This window comes from Bacillus weihaiensis, assembly GCF_001889165.1.
Lineage (GTDB): Bacteria > Bacillota > Bacilli > Bacillales > Bacillaceae > Metabacillus > Metabacillus weihaiensis.
Genome location: NZ_CP016020.1, coordinates 2,257,782 through 2,275,794 on the forward strand (window position 1 = coordinate 2,257,782; position 18,013 = coordinate 2,275,794).

Here is an 18,013-nt window from a genome sequence, read left to right on the forward strand (position 1 = left end):
TTTAAGAAAACAGCCTAAAATAAAAGAAAGAGATGTTAAAAAAGTTATACGTAGAGTTAGATGAATTATTGCATTTTTCATAAGTCTAAGTACTGAACATGCTTTTCTTTCCTCATTACGGAGCATCACCTAGTTCACATACTAATCTTTCAGTTACATTTTTATTGATGGATTTTCAGATATTATCACTATCTCCAAATTTAATTACAAAATAAAAGCTGTGAACTTTCGTCCACAGCTTCTTTATTACATAAATTCAGCAACCAATTTATTAAACTCTTCTTCTTCTATACTTAAATCTACTTGAGATAATGGAACTTCACTAAAACCTGATAATTGTTCCTGATATGATGGTTGTTCAAGATTTTGATAGATTAAGCCGGTGACCAAGCCATTATTTTTCATTAATGTTTGCATCGCAAGTTCTTTATTAGTTGGATCATATCCTTCTACATTTGCAAGCTTTGTTAAGTTTTCTTTAAACCAATCATATGTGTTCACTTTATTATATGTTACACATGGACTAAACACGTTAATGAGGGAAAATCCTTTATGATTGATCCCTGCCTCAATTAACGCTGTTAAATCTTTTAGGTCTGTTGAAAAGCTCTGGGCTACAAAAGTTGCACCGGCTGTCAAAGCCATTTCCATTACAGACAAAGCAGACTCTATGGATCCTTGAGGTGTACTTTTTGTTACAAAACCAGCATCACTTCTTGGAGAAGTTTGCCCCTTTGTTAAGCCATAAATTTGGTTATCCATTACTATATATGTTATGTCTAGGTTTCGACGTATCGCATGAATGGTATGCCCCATTCCAATTGCAAACCCATCACCATCTCCACCTGATGCAATCACGGTAAGATCTTTGTTAGCCATCTTAACACCTTGTGCAATCGGCAATGAACGACCGTGGATCCCATGAAAGCCGTATGAATTAATGTATCCTGAAATACGACCTGAACAGCCTATTCCAGAGACTACAGCAAGTTCATCAGGAGTTAACCCTACATTAGCAGCCGCTCGTTGAATCGCTGCTTGAACAGAAAAGTCACCACAACCTGGACACCAATTCGGTTTTACATTATTACGAAAATCTTTAAATGTAGCCAATTAAATCAACTCCTTACTTCTCGTATAAATTTCTTGAGGAAGGAATGGATTACCATCATATTTTAATAGTGAAGAAATCTTTTGTGCATTCCCTACATTCATTTTTAACAAGCTAGCCAATTGACCTGTAGCATTATTTTCCACGACAATAACCTTTTTAGCAGCCTCTACTAACGGAAGTAATTCTTCAGTTGGGAAAGGGTGGATTAAACGAATTTGTGCATGATTTACTTTTACTCCATCTAATTCCAATCTTTCCATAGCCTCTTCAATCGTTCCTCTAGTTGATATAAACCCTACTAGTAAGACATCTGGGGACTCATGCTGAATATTTTTATGAATAGGATTCGGAAAATTTAAATGATTCAGCTTTCTCAAACGCTTATCCATCTGTGCCACACGGTTTACTGCTGATTCGGAAGGCTTACCTGCTTCATCATGCTCTACACCTGTAACATGATGAATTCCATGCTTCATACCCGGAATTACACGAGGTGAGATTCCATCCTCAGTAACTTCAAAACGCTTAAAATACTCTTTATTTTCACGTTCAGGTAATTCTTCTGATAGTAATTTACCACGTCGAATCTCAATTTTATTGTAATGAAGAGGATCAACCGTCTGCTTACCTAATGATAGCTGGAGATCTGTTAGTAAAATGACAGGGACTTGGTATTCTTCTGCAATGTTAAACGCTTCAATCGTATCATAAAAAGCTTCTTCAACAGTACTTGGTGCCATAACTACTTTGGGAATCTCACCGTGTGTCCCATAGATCATCGCCATTAGATCAGATTGCTCTTGCTTTGTAGGTAAACCTGTACTTGGACCGCCACGTTGTGTATCTATAATTACAAGAGGTTGCTCGGTCATTCCTGATAGTCCTATTGCTTCCATCATTAAGGATAACCCTGGCCCTGCAGAGGCTGTAAACGTACGGGCACCAGCGTAATTAGCGCCTATAGCCATTGTACATGCAGCAATTTCATCTTCCGTTTGGATAACAGCCCCACCAAATTTCGGTAGTTTTTTAATAAGATATTCCATAATTTCAGAAGCAGGTGTAATGGGATATGCTGCCATAAATCGTGACCCCCCAGCAAGTGCTCCCAATGCAATTGCATCATTTCCAATCATAAACATTCGTTTTTTTCCATCTGCTTTTTCAAGGAACATATCTTGGCGATTAAAGCCAAGCTCTTTCTTTAAGTATTCAGCACCTTTTTCAATTGCCTGCATATTTTTCTCAACAATTTTTTCGCCTTTTTTCCCATAGGTATCTTGAACGACATCATGAAACTGTTCCGTATTAATATTTAAGATAGCACTTGAAGCACCAATTGCCACCATATTTTTCATAAGAGAAGTTCCTAATTCGGTTGCAATCTCTGTAAACGGAACAGAATAAAGTGTTACGTTTTCTCCCTCTGGAATGGTTGGATTGAATTTAGCGTCGGCTAACACAATCCCACTCTCTTTTAACTCATGAACATTGACATCAATTGTTTCTTGATCAAATGCTACTAATATATCTAAATCGTCAGAAATAGAGCGAACCTGCGTTGTACTAACACGTATTTTATTATTTGTATGTCCACCCTTAATACGGGACGAGAAATGACGATACCCATATAAATAATAACCAAGTCGGTTCAATGCAATAGAGAAAACTTCACCAGTACTTTCAATACCTTCCCCTTGCTGTCCCCCAACTTTCCAAGAAAGTTGATTTACCATCCTTTTAACACCCCTCTAAAAGATATAATTCTCTATATCACTAACACTCTTTCATTAATGTCTTGTAAACATTAAAAACGATTAGCTTATTGAGAAAGTAATAGATTTTTGATAAAAATTTAACTCTTTCTAGCATTCTATATATAAGGAAAAGATTATACTAAATTCGAGCTTTTTTTTCATAAATAGTAAACGTTTTAATTGTAGACTTTCATACATGAAATGACAAGACCTCTTCACCTAAAACCTTAAAAAGACACATGCCGTATAAAATTAAGATATGTAAACCCCTCCACTTGAGATACAGTATAATGTTTAAGCAGTTCATTATGTAGATTCTCATAATATGTGAAATCGTCCAATCCTTCAATCGTGATATCAATACCATCGAAATCTGAACCGAACCCTATTTGATGTTCTCCACCTAACGAACATAAATGATCAATATGGTTTAAAACATCTCCTACTTTAGGATGTTCATTTAGACTGGTAAAAAAGGGGACAAATGTTATTCCTATCATGCCTTGTTTTTTAAATAGAGCGACAATTTGTTCATCCTTTAAATTCCTTACATGAGGGCAAAGTGAATAGGCATTTGAATGGGATGCAATAGGATGATTTGCTATCTCAAGTGCTTCCCAAAAGCTTCTCTCACTTGCATGTGATACATCAGTCCATAGTTTGTAATTATTTAAGCAGCCAATTACCTCTCTTCCAAAATTAGTTATCCCACCATTCCTTTTTTCTTGCGCACCATCTGCAACTAAATTGGCATAATTCCACGTTAAACCTACTGAACGAACACCTAACCTGTAAAGTATGTGCAAATTCTCCAGTTGATCTCCTATAGCATCACAACCCTCTAGTGTTAAAATCGCTCCAATTTCATCATTTCCTAAAGCCTCAATGTCATCTTTCGTTTTTAGCAACCTGATATCTGAGCTTCTTTTTATTACTTTTTCATAGAAAATGGACACTTGTTTAAGAGCAACATCCATTCTCTGATTAAAGGGAACATCTTCCGGTACAAAGATGGCAAAGCATTGAATGTTTCCGTTACCATTTTTTAATTTTTTTAGTGATACGTGAAGACTAGTATGTTCATAAGGATCAATGGAAGGATCTCTCCATAGTTTATAAAGCATATCACAGTGCACATCAAAAATTTTCAAAATAAAACCCTCCAATTTTTTTATACACGTTTAGGTTTATCTTGATTGAAAAGTGGGTAATAAAAAGCAGACTACCCATTACATGTAGTAATTACTTAGTCATTTTTCATATAGCTTTCTTGACTGTATTATTACTCTATCAAACTGTATGATTACAAAAATAAAGTATGGATCGTGGTAGGGAAAATAAAACAGGGTTTGACTCAGAATCAAGAGCCAAACCCATATCTATCTTGTTAAAAAGTTTATAATAGCATCTTTCTTCTAAAAGATTATCTAGGTTCTACGATTAATTTTATTGCGGTTCTTTCTTCACCATCGATTAAGATATCTGTAAATGCTGGTATGCAAATCAGATCAACACCACTAGGTGCTACAAATCCTCTTGCTATCGCTACTGCTTTTACTGCTTGATTTAAGGCCCCTGCTCCAATAGCTTGGATTTCAGCGGCTCCTCTTTCTCTTAAAACACCTGCTAATGCACCAGCAACGGAATTAGGATTTGATTTTGCTGAAACTTTTAAGATTTCCATTTCTCGTTCCCCCTTATTTTTCAATGAATACTTGAGTGTTCATTAGAACAATCATTGGCAGATCTTGTCTAAATGGGCTCCCCTTTCTACCCTTTAAACAGTGTAAGTTCATCCATTGATACTATATTCACTAGGTTTGGAAAATATTCCTGCTTGCTTTTACATAATTTCAAGAAAAATTAGAATTCAAGGTTTTTCTCAACTTAAATCTTACATCATAACCTTTGAAATTTGCACCTGTAACATCTCATTTTTGACTCTGTCCTATCCTTCTTCCTCAATAAGATAAGCATATGAAGTTTGTGACTATAACTAAATAAATTTTTTACTTATATCAATTTCATAAAAGCTTATTTTAAAGAAACACAGATCTACAGAATTTAAATACCTTATATATTTGACTATTGTCTTAAACCTGTGGCACTTTATCAAGTGTCCGGTCAGGTTGTTTTTCATCACTTCAGAGTGTATGGGATCAATATCGATAGCTGAAAAATAGCTTCAAATCTTTGGGTAGGTTCTAACTCATATACCTCTTGTATATCAAACAGGCTTCCTTGTCGTATAAAAGTCATAGGGAAGCTCGTTGAGTCTCATAAGTTTGCCTGGTGCTTACTTATGAGGCTTTTATGGGGAGAACTCTCTATTTACGTCTTGATAGCCTCTTAAAGGCTCTAAGGATTCAATTTTCTTTCAAGAAATAGCTTAGGTTAAAACTCAATCATTTTTTAAAGGACGTACGATTTTCGTTTGGCACGTTGATCCTTATTAATATGTTGTGGTGGAAGAACAAATCCGTTCCATTCCGCTGCATCCACTTGGTTTCCTGGGGAAAAATGAACTGCTTTTTCTAGGGAGAAAGCTTTAGCCTGCTCGGCTACGCCTGTGGGGTCTCACCCTTTTCTTTACTCCCGCTGGAGTCAAGTGTCTTTCGCTCCATTACACTAGCGATTAACAATCGTATGCACAAATAATACATATAGTGACAAAGAATAAAACCCGAACGATATGGGAGATTTCTATTGAAATTCACCTGATCGTTCGGGTTTCTCATTAACTAAAACACTTATGTTCCAGCCTCACTAGGTTTATTTATTTTCTTATTCGAAAAACATGTGATCATCATTTATAAGGATTCTCTCTATTTTCGTTGCTTTACCTGTTTTATCATCAAGGTCAATAACAACTCCACTTAATTGCATGCGCCCTTCAGCTACATCATGACGTACAGGTAATCCCGTTAAGAAACGTTTTAAGATCATCTCTTTATCAACACCTAATATCCCATCATATGGTCCGGTCATACCAACATCTGTAATATAGGCGGTTCCCTTATCTAATATCCTTTCATCTGCTGTTTGCACATGCGTGTGTGTCCCGACAACTGCTGAAACTCGACCATTCAAATACCACCCCATTGCCTGTTTTTCACTCGTTGCCTCTCCATGAAAATCAACAAAAATGAAGGGTGTTCTTTTCCTTGCTTGTTCAATTAATTCATCCGCTTTTTTAAATGGGCAATCAGAAGGAGGTAAGAAGGCCCTACCTTGTAAATTAATAACAGCTACCTCCTTACCACCTACTGTCGCATAAGTCATGCCCTTACCAGGGTTTGTTTCTGGGAAGTTGGCTGGTCTCACTATTTTATCTGCTTTGTCAATAAAGTCGAATATATCACGGTTATCCCAAGTATGGTTACCCATGGTAATAATATGAGCACCTGATTCAATTATTTGATGATATATTTTCTCTGTAATCCCTCTGCCGTTAGCTGCATTTTCACCATTTACTATTACAGTGTGTGGACGATATTTTGTTTTTAGCTTTGGTAGATATTCCTTCACCATATCTCGGCCGGGTGACCCAAATACATCTCCTATAAATAATATCTTCATTTTTTCAATTCCTCTCTTACTTCTTTTCGTATAAGTTGATTGAGAGACCAACTAGAAAATAAAAAACAATTCATCCTGCTGTCATTATTTTTCTTCACTTATGTAGTTAGTCTTACATAAGCTGTCATAAAAATAAAGTGGCGCATTTCTGCACCACTTTATTTTGCATATTCAACAGCTCTCGTCTCACGTATCACAGTAACTTTAATGTGACCCGGATAATCAAGCTCTTCCTCTATTCTCTTACGTATATCTCTTGCTAAGCGATGTGCTTGTAAATCATCAATACTATCTGGTTTCACCATAATTCTAACTTCACGACCAGCTTGTATTGCAAATGACTTTTCTACACCCTCGTACGATTCGGAAATTTCTTCAAGCTTTTCTAAACGACGAATGTAGTTTTCAAGAGTTTCACTACGCGCACCAGGTCTTGCTGCTGATAATGCATCAGCCGCAGCGACAATGACAGCAATAATTGATGTTGCCTCTGTATCACCATGGTGTGAGGCAATACTGTTAATTACAACAGGATGCTCCTTGTACTTAGTTCCAAGTTCAACACCAATCTCTACATGACTTCCTTCAACTTCATGGTCAATTGCTTTACCGATATCGTGTAATAAACCTGCCCGTTTCGCTAACAGGACGTCTTCTCCTAGCTCTGCAGCCATTAACCCAGATAAGAATGCTACTTCCATAGAGTGCTTTAGAACATTTTGACCATAGCTTGTACGGAATTTCAAACGACCTAGAATTTTTATTAAATCAGGATGAAGACCATGTACACCAACTTCAAAGGTCGTTTGTTCCCCCACTTCACGTATATATTCATCTACCTCTCGACGAGACTTTTCAACCATCTCTTCAATTCGTGCAGGATGAATACGTCCATCTTGGACAAGCTTATCAAGTGCTATTCTTGCTGTCTCACGACGAATTGGATCGAATCCAGATAAAATAACTGCTTCCGGTGTATCATCAATGATAAGGTCTATACCTGTTAGGGTTTCTAAGGTACGAATATTACGTCCTTCACGTCCGATAATTCGACCCTTCATCTCATCATTTGGAAGATTCACAACAGATACTGTAGTTTCAGCTACATGATCTGCGGCACATCGTTGAATAGCAAGCGACAGGATTTCCTTAGCCTTTTTATCAGCCTCTTCTTTCGCACGATTTTCAGTATCCTTCATCATAATTGCGATATCGTGTGAGAGTTCGTTTTCAACCTTTTCAAGAATGATTGACTTAGCTTCATCACGTGTTAGGCTTGAAATGCGTTCGAGCTCTGTTTGCTGCTTACGCACAATCTCGTCCACTTTGCTTTCCATCTCTTCAATATGCTGTTGTCTGTCATTTAGAGAACCTTCTTTTTTCTCTAGCATTACTTCTCGTTTATCTAAAGAATCGTCTTTACGATCAAGATTTTCTTCCTTTTGTAATAAACGATTTTCTTGTTTCTGAAGCTCGTTTCTTCTTTCTCGAACTTCTTGTTCTGCTTCTGTTCGCAACTTATGAATCTCGTCTTTCGCTTCAAGAAGCGCTTCCTTTTTCGTTGCTTCTGCATCACGTTTTGCTTCTTCTAAAATCTGCTCTGCAGCATGATTAGCTCCTGCAATTTTCGCTTCTGCAATCGATTTACGAACAAAATACCCAACAACTGCACCGACGATCAGGCCAAGCAAAATGGAGATGATTATTGAGACTATGTCCATCATTACACCTCCTCTTGCTATGAACTTGTTTTTGTAGATCAAAGTGTCGGCATGTACATTGTTTCAAAATTAGTTATCAACATACAGCACAAAGCTTTCAGTTCATGTTGAACTTTGTCTCTTGATTCTTTAAAAGACTGATTCAAGTACCAACATATGTTTGCTTTTTAATTTTCTTCAATCATTATTCTACATAAAAGTAAAATATACATCTTAATTGTAAATCTGTGAAAATTTATTGTCAAGCCTATGACCATAGTGATTTCAACGATTGTAGCTATTTCATCCAATGTTTAGCTTTTTTTATGTATGGTTTGTGTTGTTTTTTGTAAAAACATGTCGGATTAGGTAGAGTAATTATTTTACTAAAACAACTAAGTGATTGATGCTAAGTTGTTTTTTGGCTGAATGACCCATTAAAATATCAATTAGCGAAAAAAATATCAATATGTTCAATATTGAATAATGAAATTTTTCATATCATAGCACATACTTTTTTTAGTACAACAAAAAAAGGGCCCTTAGCCCTTTTTAAGAATTAGTTTATTCACCTAGTAAGTCTAATTCGTGACTTTCCTCTGGAGCAGTTACATCCTCATCAAGACCGTAATGTTTACGAATCTTCTCTTGAATTTCTAGACGAATAGCAGGATTTTCTTTAAGGAATTGTTTCGCATTTTCACGACCTTGACCTAAACGTTCTTCATTGTATGAATACCAAGATCCACTCTTTTGAACAATATCTAAGTCCGTACCTAAGTCTACGATTTCTCCCTCTTTTGAAATTCCTTCTCCGTACATAATATCGACTTCTGCAACTTTAAACGGAGGTGCTACTTTATTTTTCACTACTTTTATTTTTGTTTTATTACCGACCATGTCATTACCTTGCTTAAGTGTTTCAGCACGACGAACTTCTAAACGAACAGAAGAATAGAACTTTAAAGCACGTCCTCCTGGAGTAGTTTCTGGGTTACCAAACATAACACCGACTTTTTCACGAATTTGATTGATGAAAATAGCAATGGTCTTAGATTTATTAATCGCACCAGAAAGTTTACGTAATGCTTGAGACATTAAACGAGCTTGAAGACCAACATGAGAGTCACCCATCTCACCTTCAATTTCAGCTTTAGGAACTAATGCTGCAACTGAATCGATGACTAAAATATCTACTGCACCACTGCGTACAAGTGCCTCAGCTATTTCAAGTGCTTGTTCTCCAGTATCTGGTTGAGATAATAATAACTCATCAATATTAACGCCTAATTTTTGTGCATAAACTGGGTCTAAGGCATGCTCAGCATCAATAAATGCTGCTTGACCACCTTGCTGTTGAACCTCTGCAATTGCATGTAAAGCTACAGTCGTTTTACCTGAGCTTTCTGGTCCATATATTTCTATAATTCTACCACGTGGATATCCACCTATTCCTAATGCTGTATCCAAAGCTAACGATCCACTAGGTACAGTTGATACCTTACGATCTGTTTGCTCTCCTAACTTCATAATAGAACCTTTACCGAATTGCTTCTCTATTTGTTTTAAAGCCATATCTAAGGCAGCTTGACGATCACTCACAAACATTTCCTCCTTAAAATCAATCTATACTAAATATAACGCTTTTTCTATCGTTTGCCAAGTAATAATCGAACATTTATTCGATTATTTTATTCTATAAATAGCAGTGAAAAGTAAGTTTTCCCCTTAGTGAGAATGCTTTTTTACTAGTTTGCTATTATACTAAAACATCATTTTAGCTTAATAAATAGCTACACTTTACCTGATAAAAAAAGATCCGAAATCATTCAGATCTTTTTTAACAGTATCCCTATTATATCATTCTATCCCTTGTAATAGTTTGACCAAATAGTGACAACCGTACTTTACGGTTCTATTGCGAATTCCATGTCTAGAGCCAGCTAGATGGAGTGGATATACATTTGTACTATTATTAGTTGAAATACCAATAAAGACAGTTCCAACAGGCTTTCCTTCTTGCTTACCAGGTCCTGCAACTCCTGTAAAGCTAATCCCTATGTCACTATTTGTTTTTAAGCGAATTTGACTAGCCATTTCACTTGCACACTTCTCGCTAACTGCACCATCATCATCAAGAATTAAAGGGGAAACACCTAACAGGTTTTTTTTCACTTCATTTGTGTAACACACAATGCCGCCTTTCACGAATTGTGATGCAGCCTCTAAACTTGTTAAATGCTGAGAAAACAAACCTCCAGTCAAACTTTCAGCAGCTGAAATTGTTTTATTTTTAGCCAATAGAAGTTCTTTTACCTTTTGGAAGAGAGTAGTTTGTTCATAGCCATAAAAAAACTGTCCTACTCTCTCATTAATTTTGGTTTCAAGCTCGTCTATAAGGCGGATTGCAGCTTCTTCTGACTTATGCTTAGCTGTAAGTCTGAGAGTAACCTCACCATCAGCTGCAAGGGGTGCAATAGTTGGGTTCGTTTGAAGATCAATTAGGTCCTGAATATCTGTCTCAAGCTGAGACTCTCCAATCCCAAAGTAGCGCAAAACTCTTGAAGTAAGATGTTCTTGAAACCCCAATTTCTCATAAAAATAAGTTCTACCATATTGTGTAAACATAGGTTTCATTTCACTAGGAGGACCAGGCAACAACATATAGATTGTTTCATCTACGTCAATCGCCATCCCAGGTGCCATCCCATAATCGTTCTTTAAGACGATGGATCCTTCAATAACTATAGCCTGCTTCTTATTATTTTCGGACATGGAACGTTTCGTTTGTAGATAGTATTGTTCAATATTAGTTAAAGCATCCTGATCAATAACAAGAGATTTCCCAAGATGATGTGCAATTGTTTCTTTCGTTAGGTCATCTTTAGTTGGACCTAATCCTCCAGTGAAAATAATGACATTAGATCGCTTCTGTGCAGTCTCAATTGCATGCTTTAAGCGATTTTGGTTGTCTCCTACCACTGTATGATAATAAACATTTAAACCTATCTCTGCTAACTGCTGAGACAAAAACTGCGCATTACTATTGACAATTTGTCCTAATAAAAGCTCAGATCCCACTGCAATAATTTCTGTACGAATATCCATAACTACTCCTCCATTCGAAGGTTATTTTGAGTTAATAAAAGCTTCTTTGTTTTTATTAAAGTAATCCCAACCTGAGATGACAGTAAAGAAGGTTGCAACCCATAAGGAGATTGTTGCAAATGGAAAATTTATAAACTCAAACGGAATATTATGTAGTAATAATGCTGAAATTGCGATGATTTGTGTCCAAGTTTTAATTTTCCCTAGCATATTGGCTGCTACAACTTCTCCTGAACCAGCTAAAACAAGTCTCAATCCAGTTACAGCAAATTCTCGACTTATAATTAATATAACCATCCAAGATGGAGCCAGACCTAATTCAACCAAGATAATAAGCGCAGCAGACACTAATAACTTATCAGCTAGTGGATCTAAAAACTTCCCAAGGTTCGTGACCATGTTCAGTTTACGTGCATAATACCCATCAATCCAATCAGTTGTCGATGCAATAATAAAGAGAATGGCACCTACGAAATGAGTAACTAAAATCGTTTCGGATCCAAGGGTCAAAGTCCCCCAATCAAACGGTCCAAGCATAATAATCATAAATACTGGAATTAAAAAGATTCTTGATATCGTAATTTTATTAGGTAAATTCATGTTCCTAGTCCTCCAAGTTGTTATGTATCTTACTTTATAATACTACCCTACTTTTTCAACAAAATAAACAAGACGACTCTAAAACGTCGAGTCGTCGCGTAAAACCTTTCCCACTATTCCTTAGTAAAAAGAATTGTGATGTTTTGTGTGGTTTTTTTCTCATTCTCATATTCCAAAAGCTCACCATTAATTTTCAAGTCAGTACCAGGAATATATCCTACTCTCACAATAATTTCGGACTCTTCACTAAAATCATTTTTCAATGTTTCCCCTTGTGGTATCTCACCTTCAAAGAACGTCTTACCTTTACCATTTTTCACTCTCACCCAGGCACGCTCATTAGCCAATATCTCTAATTGAAATGTTTCAGCATTGAGTAGTTCATAGGTTGCATTAGAACCGTTAGCTTCCTTAAAGGAAATCTCTTGTTTAGGTTTTTCTGGTTCTGGCTCCGGTTCTGGATCTGTTGTTTCTTCCTCATTCTCTTGAACATTTTCAGATTCATCGGAGGTTAGATTTTCAACTGATTCAAATTCACTATTATTTGTTTCATTGGCTGAATTTTGTTCTTGTGGTTGATCGCTACCACTTTGTCTCCATATCCATAACCCTACCGCAACAACAAGAATGACGAGAAAAATTAAAATTTTTGGTAGTAACTCTAAGAATTTTGACGCAGTTTTTGGCATTTCCTTCTGTGTCTTCACTCTAGAAAGCTGTTCTGGAACATCATCCTTATGTGTAGCAGGTACTTCTGATTTATATTCTTCAAATAATTCCTCTGGATCTAAATCTACTGCTTCAGCATATTGCTTAATAAAAGCACGCACATAAAATTTCCCAGGCATCATTGAATAATTGCCTTCTTCAATTCCAAGCAAATAGCGTTTTTGAATTTTTGTCACCGCTTGTAAATCATCTAAGCTGATGTTTTTTTCCTCTCTTGCTTGTTTCAGTCGATTTCCTAATTCACTCAACCGTAACACCCCATAAATTTAAAAGTCAAAGCCTGAAAGACTTGAAGAATCAAAACTCATTCTTGGTTCTTCAACATCTTTATATGTAATTTCCTCATCAGGATCGTTTCGAATTTCAATTATATAATCAAAATCATCAATTGTATATTCGGTATTTTGCACAAAGATATCCGGGTGTTCCACAACTTTTGTTGCAGATAATCGCATAATTTCTCTCACTAGCTGCAAGTGCTGCTCAGATCCTCTTCTAGTCGAAACAATACCATCTATAATGAACACATTATCTTCGTTATATTCATCAGCAATTAATTGACTACGAATAGTTTGTTTTAGCAAGGTTGAAGAAACAAATAACCATTTTTTATTAGCGCAAACACTCGAAGCAACTATTGATTCTGTTTTTCCTACCCTTGGCATTCCTCTTATTCCAATTAATTTATGACCATCCTGTTTATATAATTCTGCCATAAAATCCACTAATAGTCCAAGCTCATCTCGAACAAATCGGAACGTTTTTTTATCGTCAGCATCTCTTTGTATGTATCTACCATGTCTTACAGCAAGTCGATCTCTTAATTTAGGTACACGTAACTTGGTAACTGTTATATTGTCCATCGTTTTGAGGATTGATTCAAGCCTTCGAACTTGATTATTACTTTCGCATTTTAACAAAAGTCCCCTACGTGAATCATCTACTCCATTAATCGTAATGATATTTATAGATAACATCCCCAATAAGGATGAGACATCTCCAAGAAGCCCTGGTCGATTTTTTTGTATTTCATATTCTAAATACCATTCGTATGGCAAAGAAAACCCTCCTCATTATTAAAGACCCTAAATGATAACTCTATCATATATGATTTTTGATAAAAGAGAAAGATATCAATAATGTGAACGTGGAAGAAATTTGATGGATTTTGCTTAGTATATCTTACATTAGAAAAAAGAGAGGAAAGCTCCTCTCTTAGTGTGAACCATTATTTTGTACAAGTTTCACCATCATTGTAGCAATTGCATGCTGTTCTTGTTCAGATGCTACACTCCAAAGATCTGCCAAGACTTTTTCTTGTGGATTTTTCGCATCTACTTGCTTTGCTAAGTAATCCCCAATTTCGAATGCAAGATTTGAGATTACTTTCTCATCCATACCTTCATTTTGCGCATGATCTAAACGATCACCTAAAAAATTCTTCCACTCATCCCAATTATCTAATACAGACATAGGAGTACCTCCTTTTTTATTGTTACAAATGTATTGTTCCATAGGGAGGTTTGTTTTATTCACGATTACGATAAACTCTTTTTCATTATATCCACCCACCGTCTACAACTAATATCTGTCCTGTTATGTATGAAGCCTTATCAGAAGATAAAAAAGCTACTGCCTCAGCAATTTCTTCTGGTTTTCCAATGCGTCCTAAAGGAATTTCATTTTTCAAATCAGTTAGATCTTCTTCTGAGAACTGCGAGAGCATGTTAGTTGCAATAGCTCCAGGCGCAATAGCATTAACTCTAATATTACTAGGCGCAACTTCTTTTGATAATGCTTTTACAAAAGAATTTTGCCCACCCTTTACCATAGAATATAGGACCTCACATGAAGCCCCTTTGATTCCCCAAATAGACGAAATCACAACGATATTTCCTTTTTGATTGCGTACCATCTTAGGTACTAATTTTTGTGCAATTAAAAAAGGACTAGTGATATTTAATTGAACCATCCGTTCAATATCGAGATCTGTCATGTCAGTCAAAAGGCCATAAAAGCTAGAACCACTATTTAATACGACTAGGTCAATCTTGGTTGGAATTTCAGCTACAAGATTTTCGACTCCTGTTTGGACGGAAAGATCTGATTGTATAGGTATGATCCTTTCCCTATCATGTTCAGACATAGAATGAATAAACTGATCGATTGCTTTTTTGTTCGAATGAAAATGGAGGTAAATATGGTAACCTTCTTCTAAGAGCTTTTTTGTAATTGCAGAACCAATACCTCCACTTGCTCCTGTTACCAACGCAAATTTTTCCATCAATTTTTTTCTCCTGATCTTTTATAAAAATGATTTTAAGACTCGTAAAAAAAGGTCTTATAACTTTGGTCAAACACAAATAGTTATCAACATGATTTATTAAAAGCTTAGGTGAAGTGGGTGTTTAAAACTAAACAAACACTTAGAAGAACGTTCCCTATAATGCTCTGTATATAAAAGGGACTATATTGATAACAAAGTGAAAGTGCCGTAGTCAGCAAAGGGATATCTCTTTTGTCTAGTAACTTTTGGAATACTAGATCTAGATCGTAAATCCCTTAACATATTTGATGCAGTTTAAATTCCTAAGAAATTAAAAAGGGTCTGAATTCTCATTATCAGACCCTAGTATAACTTATTCTATTATTGAGGAACAACCTGACATACTGTAAATAAGTTTTCTTCGACCGCTTCATTAAGTACTGATGTGATGTCTTCTGTACTTAATGACTCTAAGGTTGGTACAACATCAAATAAATTCATGTCATTAAAGGCATATCGAGTAAACTGATTTGCAATGTATTCCGGTGAATTAATTGCACGAAGAAACGCGCCAATTTTTTTCTTCTTCGTTGCTTCAAATGTAGAATAGTCTAAACCTAATTCTTTAGTTGAGAGCATAGTCTGTTTTATTCTTTCAGCTAATAAGTCAGGATCTGATGTATCCCCACCTATCATAGCAAAGCCAAATCCACTCTCTTCTGTGTAATCATAGCTAAAAGTGTCATCAATTAGTCCTGCATGATATAGTTCATCATAATGGGTAGAGCTTTTACTAAATAACATATCTAAAATAATATTCATTGAAAGCTCATACTTTAGTAAATCTTTGCCTTTTCGGTTTGGATTTTTCGCTTTTAAGCCAACTAAGCATTTCGAACTTTGAACGTTCATTTTAAGAATTTCTATTTTCTTAAAGACTTCTACCGGTTCATTAGGAAACTCTCGTTTAATTTCTTCCTGAACGGTGAAATCTTTCTTCTGCTGATTTTCTCTTACTTGCTTTAAAATTTCATTTGGCTCTACTTGACCAACAATGAATAATAGCATATTACTCGGATGGTAAAAGGTATGATAGCATTCGTACAATGAATCTTTCGTTATTTTTGCAATTGAGTCAATTGTACCAGCAATATCAATACGAACTGGATGGTGTTGATATAGATTTTGAATTAATCCAAAATATAAGCGCCAGTCTGGATTATCGTCATACATATTTATCTCTTGACCGATAATTCCTTTTTCTTTCTCAACTGTCTTCTCTGAAAAATAGGGAGTTTGAACAAAATCAACTAGCGTCTCTAAGTTTTTTTCTACTTGACTTGTACTTGAGAACAAATAGGCTGTTCTTGTAAAGGAAGTAAATGCATTTGCTGAAGCGCCTTGTTTACTAAATTGCTGGAATACATCTCCATCTTCCTTCTCAAACAATTTATGCTCCAAGAAATGGGCAATTCCATCAGGTACCGAAATCAACTCATTATTTTTTAAAGGAACAAACCGATTATCAATTGATCCATATTTTGTGGTAAAAGTAGCATACGTTTTATTAAAGCCTTTTTTAGGTAACACATAGACATCAAGACCATTTTCCATTTTCTCATGGTAAAGTGTTTCTTGAAGCTGTTCAAAATGAATGGAATATGTCATGACTGATCCCCCTTTCCTTTAAGGAAATAAACCGTATCAAGTTCAATTTTAGCTGCAACTTCCCTTACTTCATCCGTTGTAACATTTTCAATCCCGTCTAAATACTCTTCGAATGTGCGATCAATTAAAGAAATAACGTTATGATACATAATTTCCACTAGACCATATGCAGTATCTATTGTTTCTAGTAATTGATTACGAATAACAGCCTTTGTTTGTAAAAATTCCTCTTCTGAAAAATTACCGTTTTTCATAGCCTGCATCTGTTCTTTAATAATGGTAACTGCTTGATCGAAATTTTGAAACTCAATACCTGACATTACCATTAATAGACCTTTATGACTTTCAACTCTAGAGGCTGCATAATAAGCTAAACTCGCTTTTTCTCGTACGTTTATAAAGAGTTTTGAGTGAGAAAACCCTCCAAAAATCCCATTGAATACTTGTAGTGCGTAATAATTGTCATCCTGGTACGTTACATTTGTTCTAAAGCCAATATTTAACTTACCTTGTTTTACATCCTGTTCCTCAATCACTTCTTTTTCTTTAACAGCAGAAGCTTTATCGACATCTGACTGTTTAGCAGAGGATACTGAATTCTCTTGTTTCGTGATTTGAAAGTATTGACTTACATGCTTTTTTACTAGCTCCTGTTCAATGTCTCCTACAACATATAAATCAATTTTATCTGTTTCTAGTGATTTTTTATAATAATCCATTAAAGAAGTTGCTGTAATAGCGTCTACATCTTCAATTTCACCATTAACATGTAATGCATATGGTTCTTCTTTACACATTTCCTGAACTAATCGTAAATTAGAGTATCTCATTTTATCATCATATACTGATTGAATTCGTTGCTTTAGAGTTCTTTTTTCTTGGCTAACGATTTCTTGATTAAAAGCGTCATGATCCGTTAGTGGTTTTAGTAATATCTCAGACAACAGTTTTACTGCCTTTTCTAATAACGGAGTTGAATCCGATAAAAACTTTTCGTTCGCAACTTCCATACGGAAAGTTATAATATGATTTTCTCCCTTTTTTGATAAATCTACATGTAATGTTGCACCGTATAGACTATCAAGATACTGTCTTAAGCTAGTACTTGAAGGAAATGACTTTGTACCTCGTTGAAGTACGTATGGTAATAATGCACGAAATGTGACATCCTCTTTTCTCAGTGGGGCCAAAAGTTTTAACACAATTGTATTTGTTTTAAACTTTGGTGTTGATATCGTATGTAAAGATAACCCATTAATATGATCAACTTGTTCATTTATAAGAGACATATGAACCCTCCTTTAAAATAGTTTAAACACAATTATACCAATATGAGGATAATATAGGAAATTATACACTTACCATTGACTATTTAAATTGATACTAAATATATACTAAAACGCCACTTTTAGCTTAGTGTTAGGTTTAAAGTAGCCAGAGGTAATTGTTCAGAATAGTTTTGTGGTGAGTCTTGCAAAAAAGCTCACCACAA

Annotated in this window: 15 protein-coding genes and 1 pseudogene; all 16 read right to left on the reverse strand. The window is 35.5% G+C overall.

Annotation, left to right across the window (positions count from 1 at the left end):
- Positions 1-246 precede the first annotated feature (246 nt).
- Complete coding sequence (locus A9C19_RS10910; RefSeq protein WP_072579972.1) at positions 247-1,113, reverse strand: 2-oxoacid:ferredoxin oxidoreductase subunit beta; 867 nt, start codon at positions 1,111-1,113, stop codon at positions 247-249.
- Positions 1,114-2,850: a 2-oxoacid:acceptor oxidoreductase subunit alpha gene (locus A9C19_RS10915; protein WP_072579973.1), complete on the reverse strand. Its 1,737-nt coding sequence runs from the start codon at positions 2,848-2,850 to the stop codon at positions 1,114-1,116.
- A gap of 248 nt (positions 2,851-3,098) precedes the next feature.
- A complete protein-coding gene (locus A9C19_RS10920) occupies positions 3,099-4,022 on the reverse strand; it encodes a dipeptidase (protein ID WP_072579974.1) in 924 nt (307 codons plus the stop codon).
- A gap of 272 nt (positions 4,023-4,294) precedes the next feature.
- Positions 4,295-4,555: a stage V sporulation protein SpoVS gene (gene spoVS, locus A9C19_RS10925; protein ID WP_003211281.1), complete on the reverse strand. Its 261-nt coding sequence runs from the start codon at positions 4,553-4,555 to the stop codon at positions 4,295-4,297.
- A 435-nt stretch (positions 4,556-4,990) separates the two neighbouring features.
- Positions 4,991-5,130 (reverse strand): annotated as a pseudogene (locus tag A9C19_RS22760) (IS5/IS1182 family transposase); the annotation flags it as partial.
- Positions 5,131-5,655: 525 nt separating this feature from the next.
- Complete coding sequence (locus A9C19_RS10930) at positions 5,656-6,450, reverse strand: TIGR00282 family metallophosphoesterase (protein ID WP_072579975.1); 795 nt, start codon at positions 6,448-6,450, stop codon at positions 5,656-5,658.
- A 158-nt stretch (positions 6,451-6,608) separates the two neighbouring features.
- The gene (rny, locus tag A9C19_RS10935) at positions 6,609-8,171 is read right to left on the reverse strand and encodes a ribonuclease Y (RefSeq protein WP_072579976.1); all 1,563 of its coding nucleotides are present in this window, start codon (positions 8,169-8,171) and stop codon (positions 6,609-6,611) included.
- 543 nt (positions 8,172-8,714) lie between these two features.
- Positions 8,715-9,752 carry a recombinase RecA gene (recA, locus tag A9C19_RS10940; RefSeq protein ID WP_072579977.1) on the reverse strand — a complete coding sequence of 346 codons (1,038 nt, stop codon included), beginning with the start codon at positions 9,750-9,752 and terminating at the stop codon, positions 8,715-8,717.
- A 258-nt stretch (positions 9,753-10,010) separates the two neighbouring features.
- The gene (locus tag A9C19_RS10945) at positions 10,011-11,252 is read right to left on the reverse strand and encodes a competence/damage-inducible protein A (protein WP_099092808.1); all 1,242 of its coding nucleotides are present in this window, start codon (positions 11,250-11,252) and stop codon (positions 10,011-10,013) included.
- A gap of 27 nt (positions 11,253-11,279) precedes the next feature.
- Positions 11,280-11,858, reverse strand: a complete 579-nt coding sequence (gene pgsA, locus A9C19_RS10950; RefSeq protein ID WP_072579979.1) for a CDP-diacylglycerol--glycerol-3-phosphate 3-phosphatidyltransferase — start codon at positions 11,856-11,858, stop codon at positions 11,280-11,282.
- A 113-nt stretch (positions 11,859-11,971) separates the two neighbouring features.
- A complete protein-coding gene (locus A9C19_RS10955; RefSeq protein WP_072579980.1) occupies positions 11,972-12,835 on the reverse strand; it encodes a helix-turn-helix domain-containing protein in 864 nt (287 codons plus the stop codon).
- Positions 12,836-12,853: 18 nt separating this feature from the next.
- On the reverse strand, positions 12,854-13,645 hold the full coding sequence (locus tag A9C19_RS10960; RefSeq protein WP_072579981.1) for a DUF3388 domain-containing protein: 792 nt from the start codon (positions 13,643-13,645) through the stop codon (positions 12,854-12,856).
- Between the two features lie 157 nt (positions 13,646-13,802).
- Positions 13,803-14,060: a DUF3243 domain-containing protein gene (locus A9C19_RS10965; protein WP_072579982.1), complete on the reverse strand. Its 258-nt coding sequence runs from the start codon at positions 14,058-14,060 to the stop codon at positions 13,803-13,805.
- An 85-nt stretch (positions 14,061-14,145) separates the two neighbouring features.
- On the reverse strand, positions 14,146-14,871 hold the full coding sequence (ymfI, locus tag A9C19_RS10970; protein ID WP_072579983.1) for an elongation factor P 5-aminopentanone reductase: 726 nt from the start codon (positions 14,869-14,871) through the stop codon (positions 14,146-14,148).
- A 363-nt stretch (positions 14,872-15,234) separates the two neighbouring features.
- Entirely contained in the window at positions 15,235-16,521 is a 1,287-nt protein-coding gene (gene yfmH / locus A9C19_RS10975) for an EF-P 5-aminopentanol modification-associated protein YfmH (RefSeq protein WP_072579984.1), read from the reverse strand.
- Positions 16,518-17,810: an EF-P 5-aminopentanol modification-associated protein YfmF gene (gene yfmF, locus A9C19_RS10980; protein WP_072579985.1), complete on the reverse strand. Its 1,293-nt coding sequence runs from the start codon at positions 17,808-17,810 to the stop codon at positions 16,518-16,520. Before yfmF ends, yfmH begins: the two co-directional genes overlap by 4 nt.
- Positions 17,811-18,013: the final 203 nt, after the last annotated feature.

Excerpts from the sequence above, each read along its gene's own strand:
- yfmF (WP_072579985.1), bottom strand. The coding sequence starts at position 17,810 with ATGTCTCTTATAAATGAACAAGTTGATCATATTAATGGGTTATCTTTA.
- spoVS (WP_003211281.1), bottom strand. The coding sequence starts at position 4,555 with ATGGAAATCTTAAAAGTTTCAGCAAAATCAAATCCTAATTCCGTTGCT.
- A9C19_RS10915 (WP_072579973.1), bottom strand. The coding sequence starts at position 2,850 with ATGGTAAATCAACTTTCTTGGAAAGTTGGGGGACAGCAAGGGGAAGGT.
- rny (WP_072579976.1), bottom strand. The coding sequence starts at position 8,171 with ATGGACATAGTCTCAATAATCATCTCCATTTTGCTTGGCCTGATCGTC.
- pgsA (WP_072579979.1), bottom strand. The coding sequence starts at position 11,858 with ATGAATTTACCTAATAAAATTACGATATCAAGAATCTTTTTAATTCCA.
- A9C19_RS10965 (WP_072579982.1), bottom strand. The coding sequence starts at position 14,060 with ATGTCTGTATTAGATAATTGGGATGAGTGGAAGAATTTTTTAGGTGAT.
- ymfI (WP_072579983.1), bottom strand. The coding sequence starts at position 14,871 with ATGGAAAAATTTGCGTTGGTAACAGGAGCAAGTGGAGGTATTGGTTCT.
- A9C19_RS10930 (WP_072579975.1), bottom strand. The coding sequence starts at position 6,450 with ATGAAGATATTATTTATAGGAGATGTATTTGGGTCACCCGGCCGAGAT.
- yfmH (WP_072579984.1), bottom strand. The coding sequence starts at position 16,521 with ATGACATATTCCATTCATTTTGAACAGCTTCAAGAAACACTTTACCAT.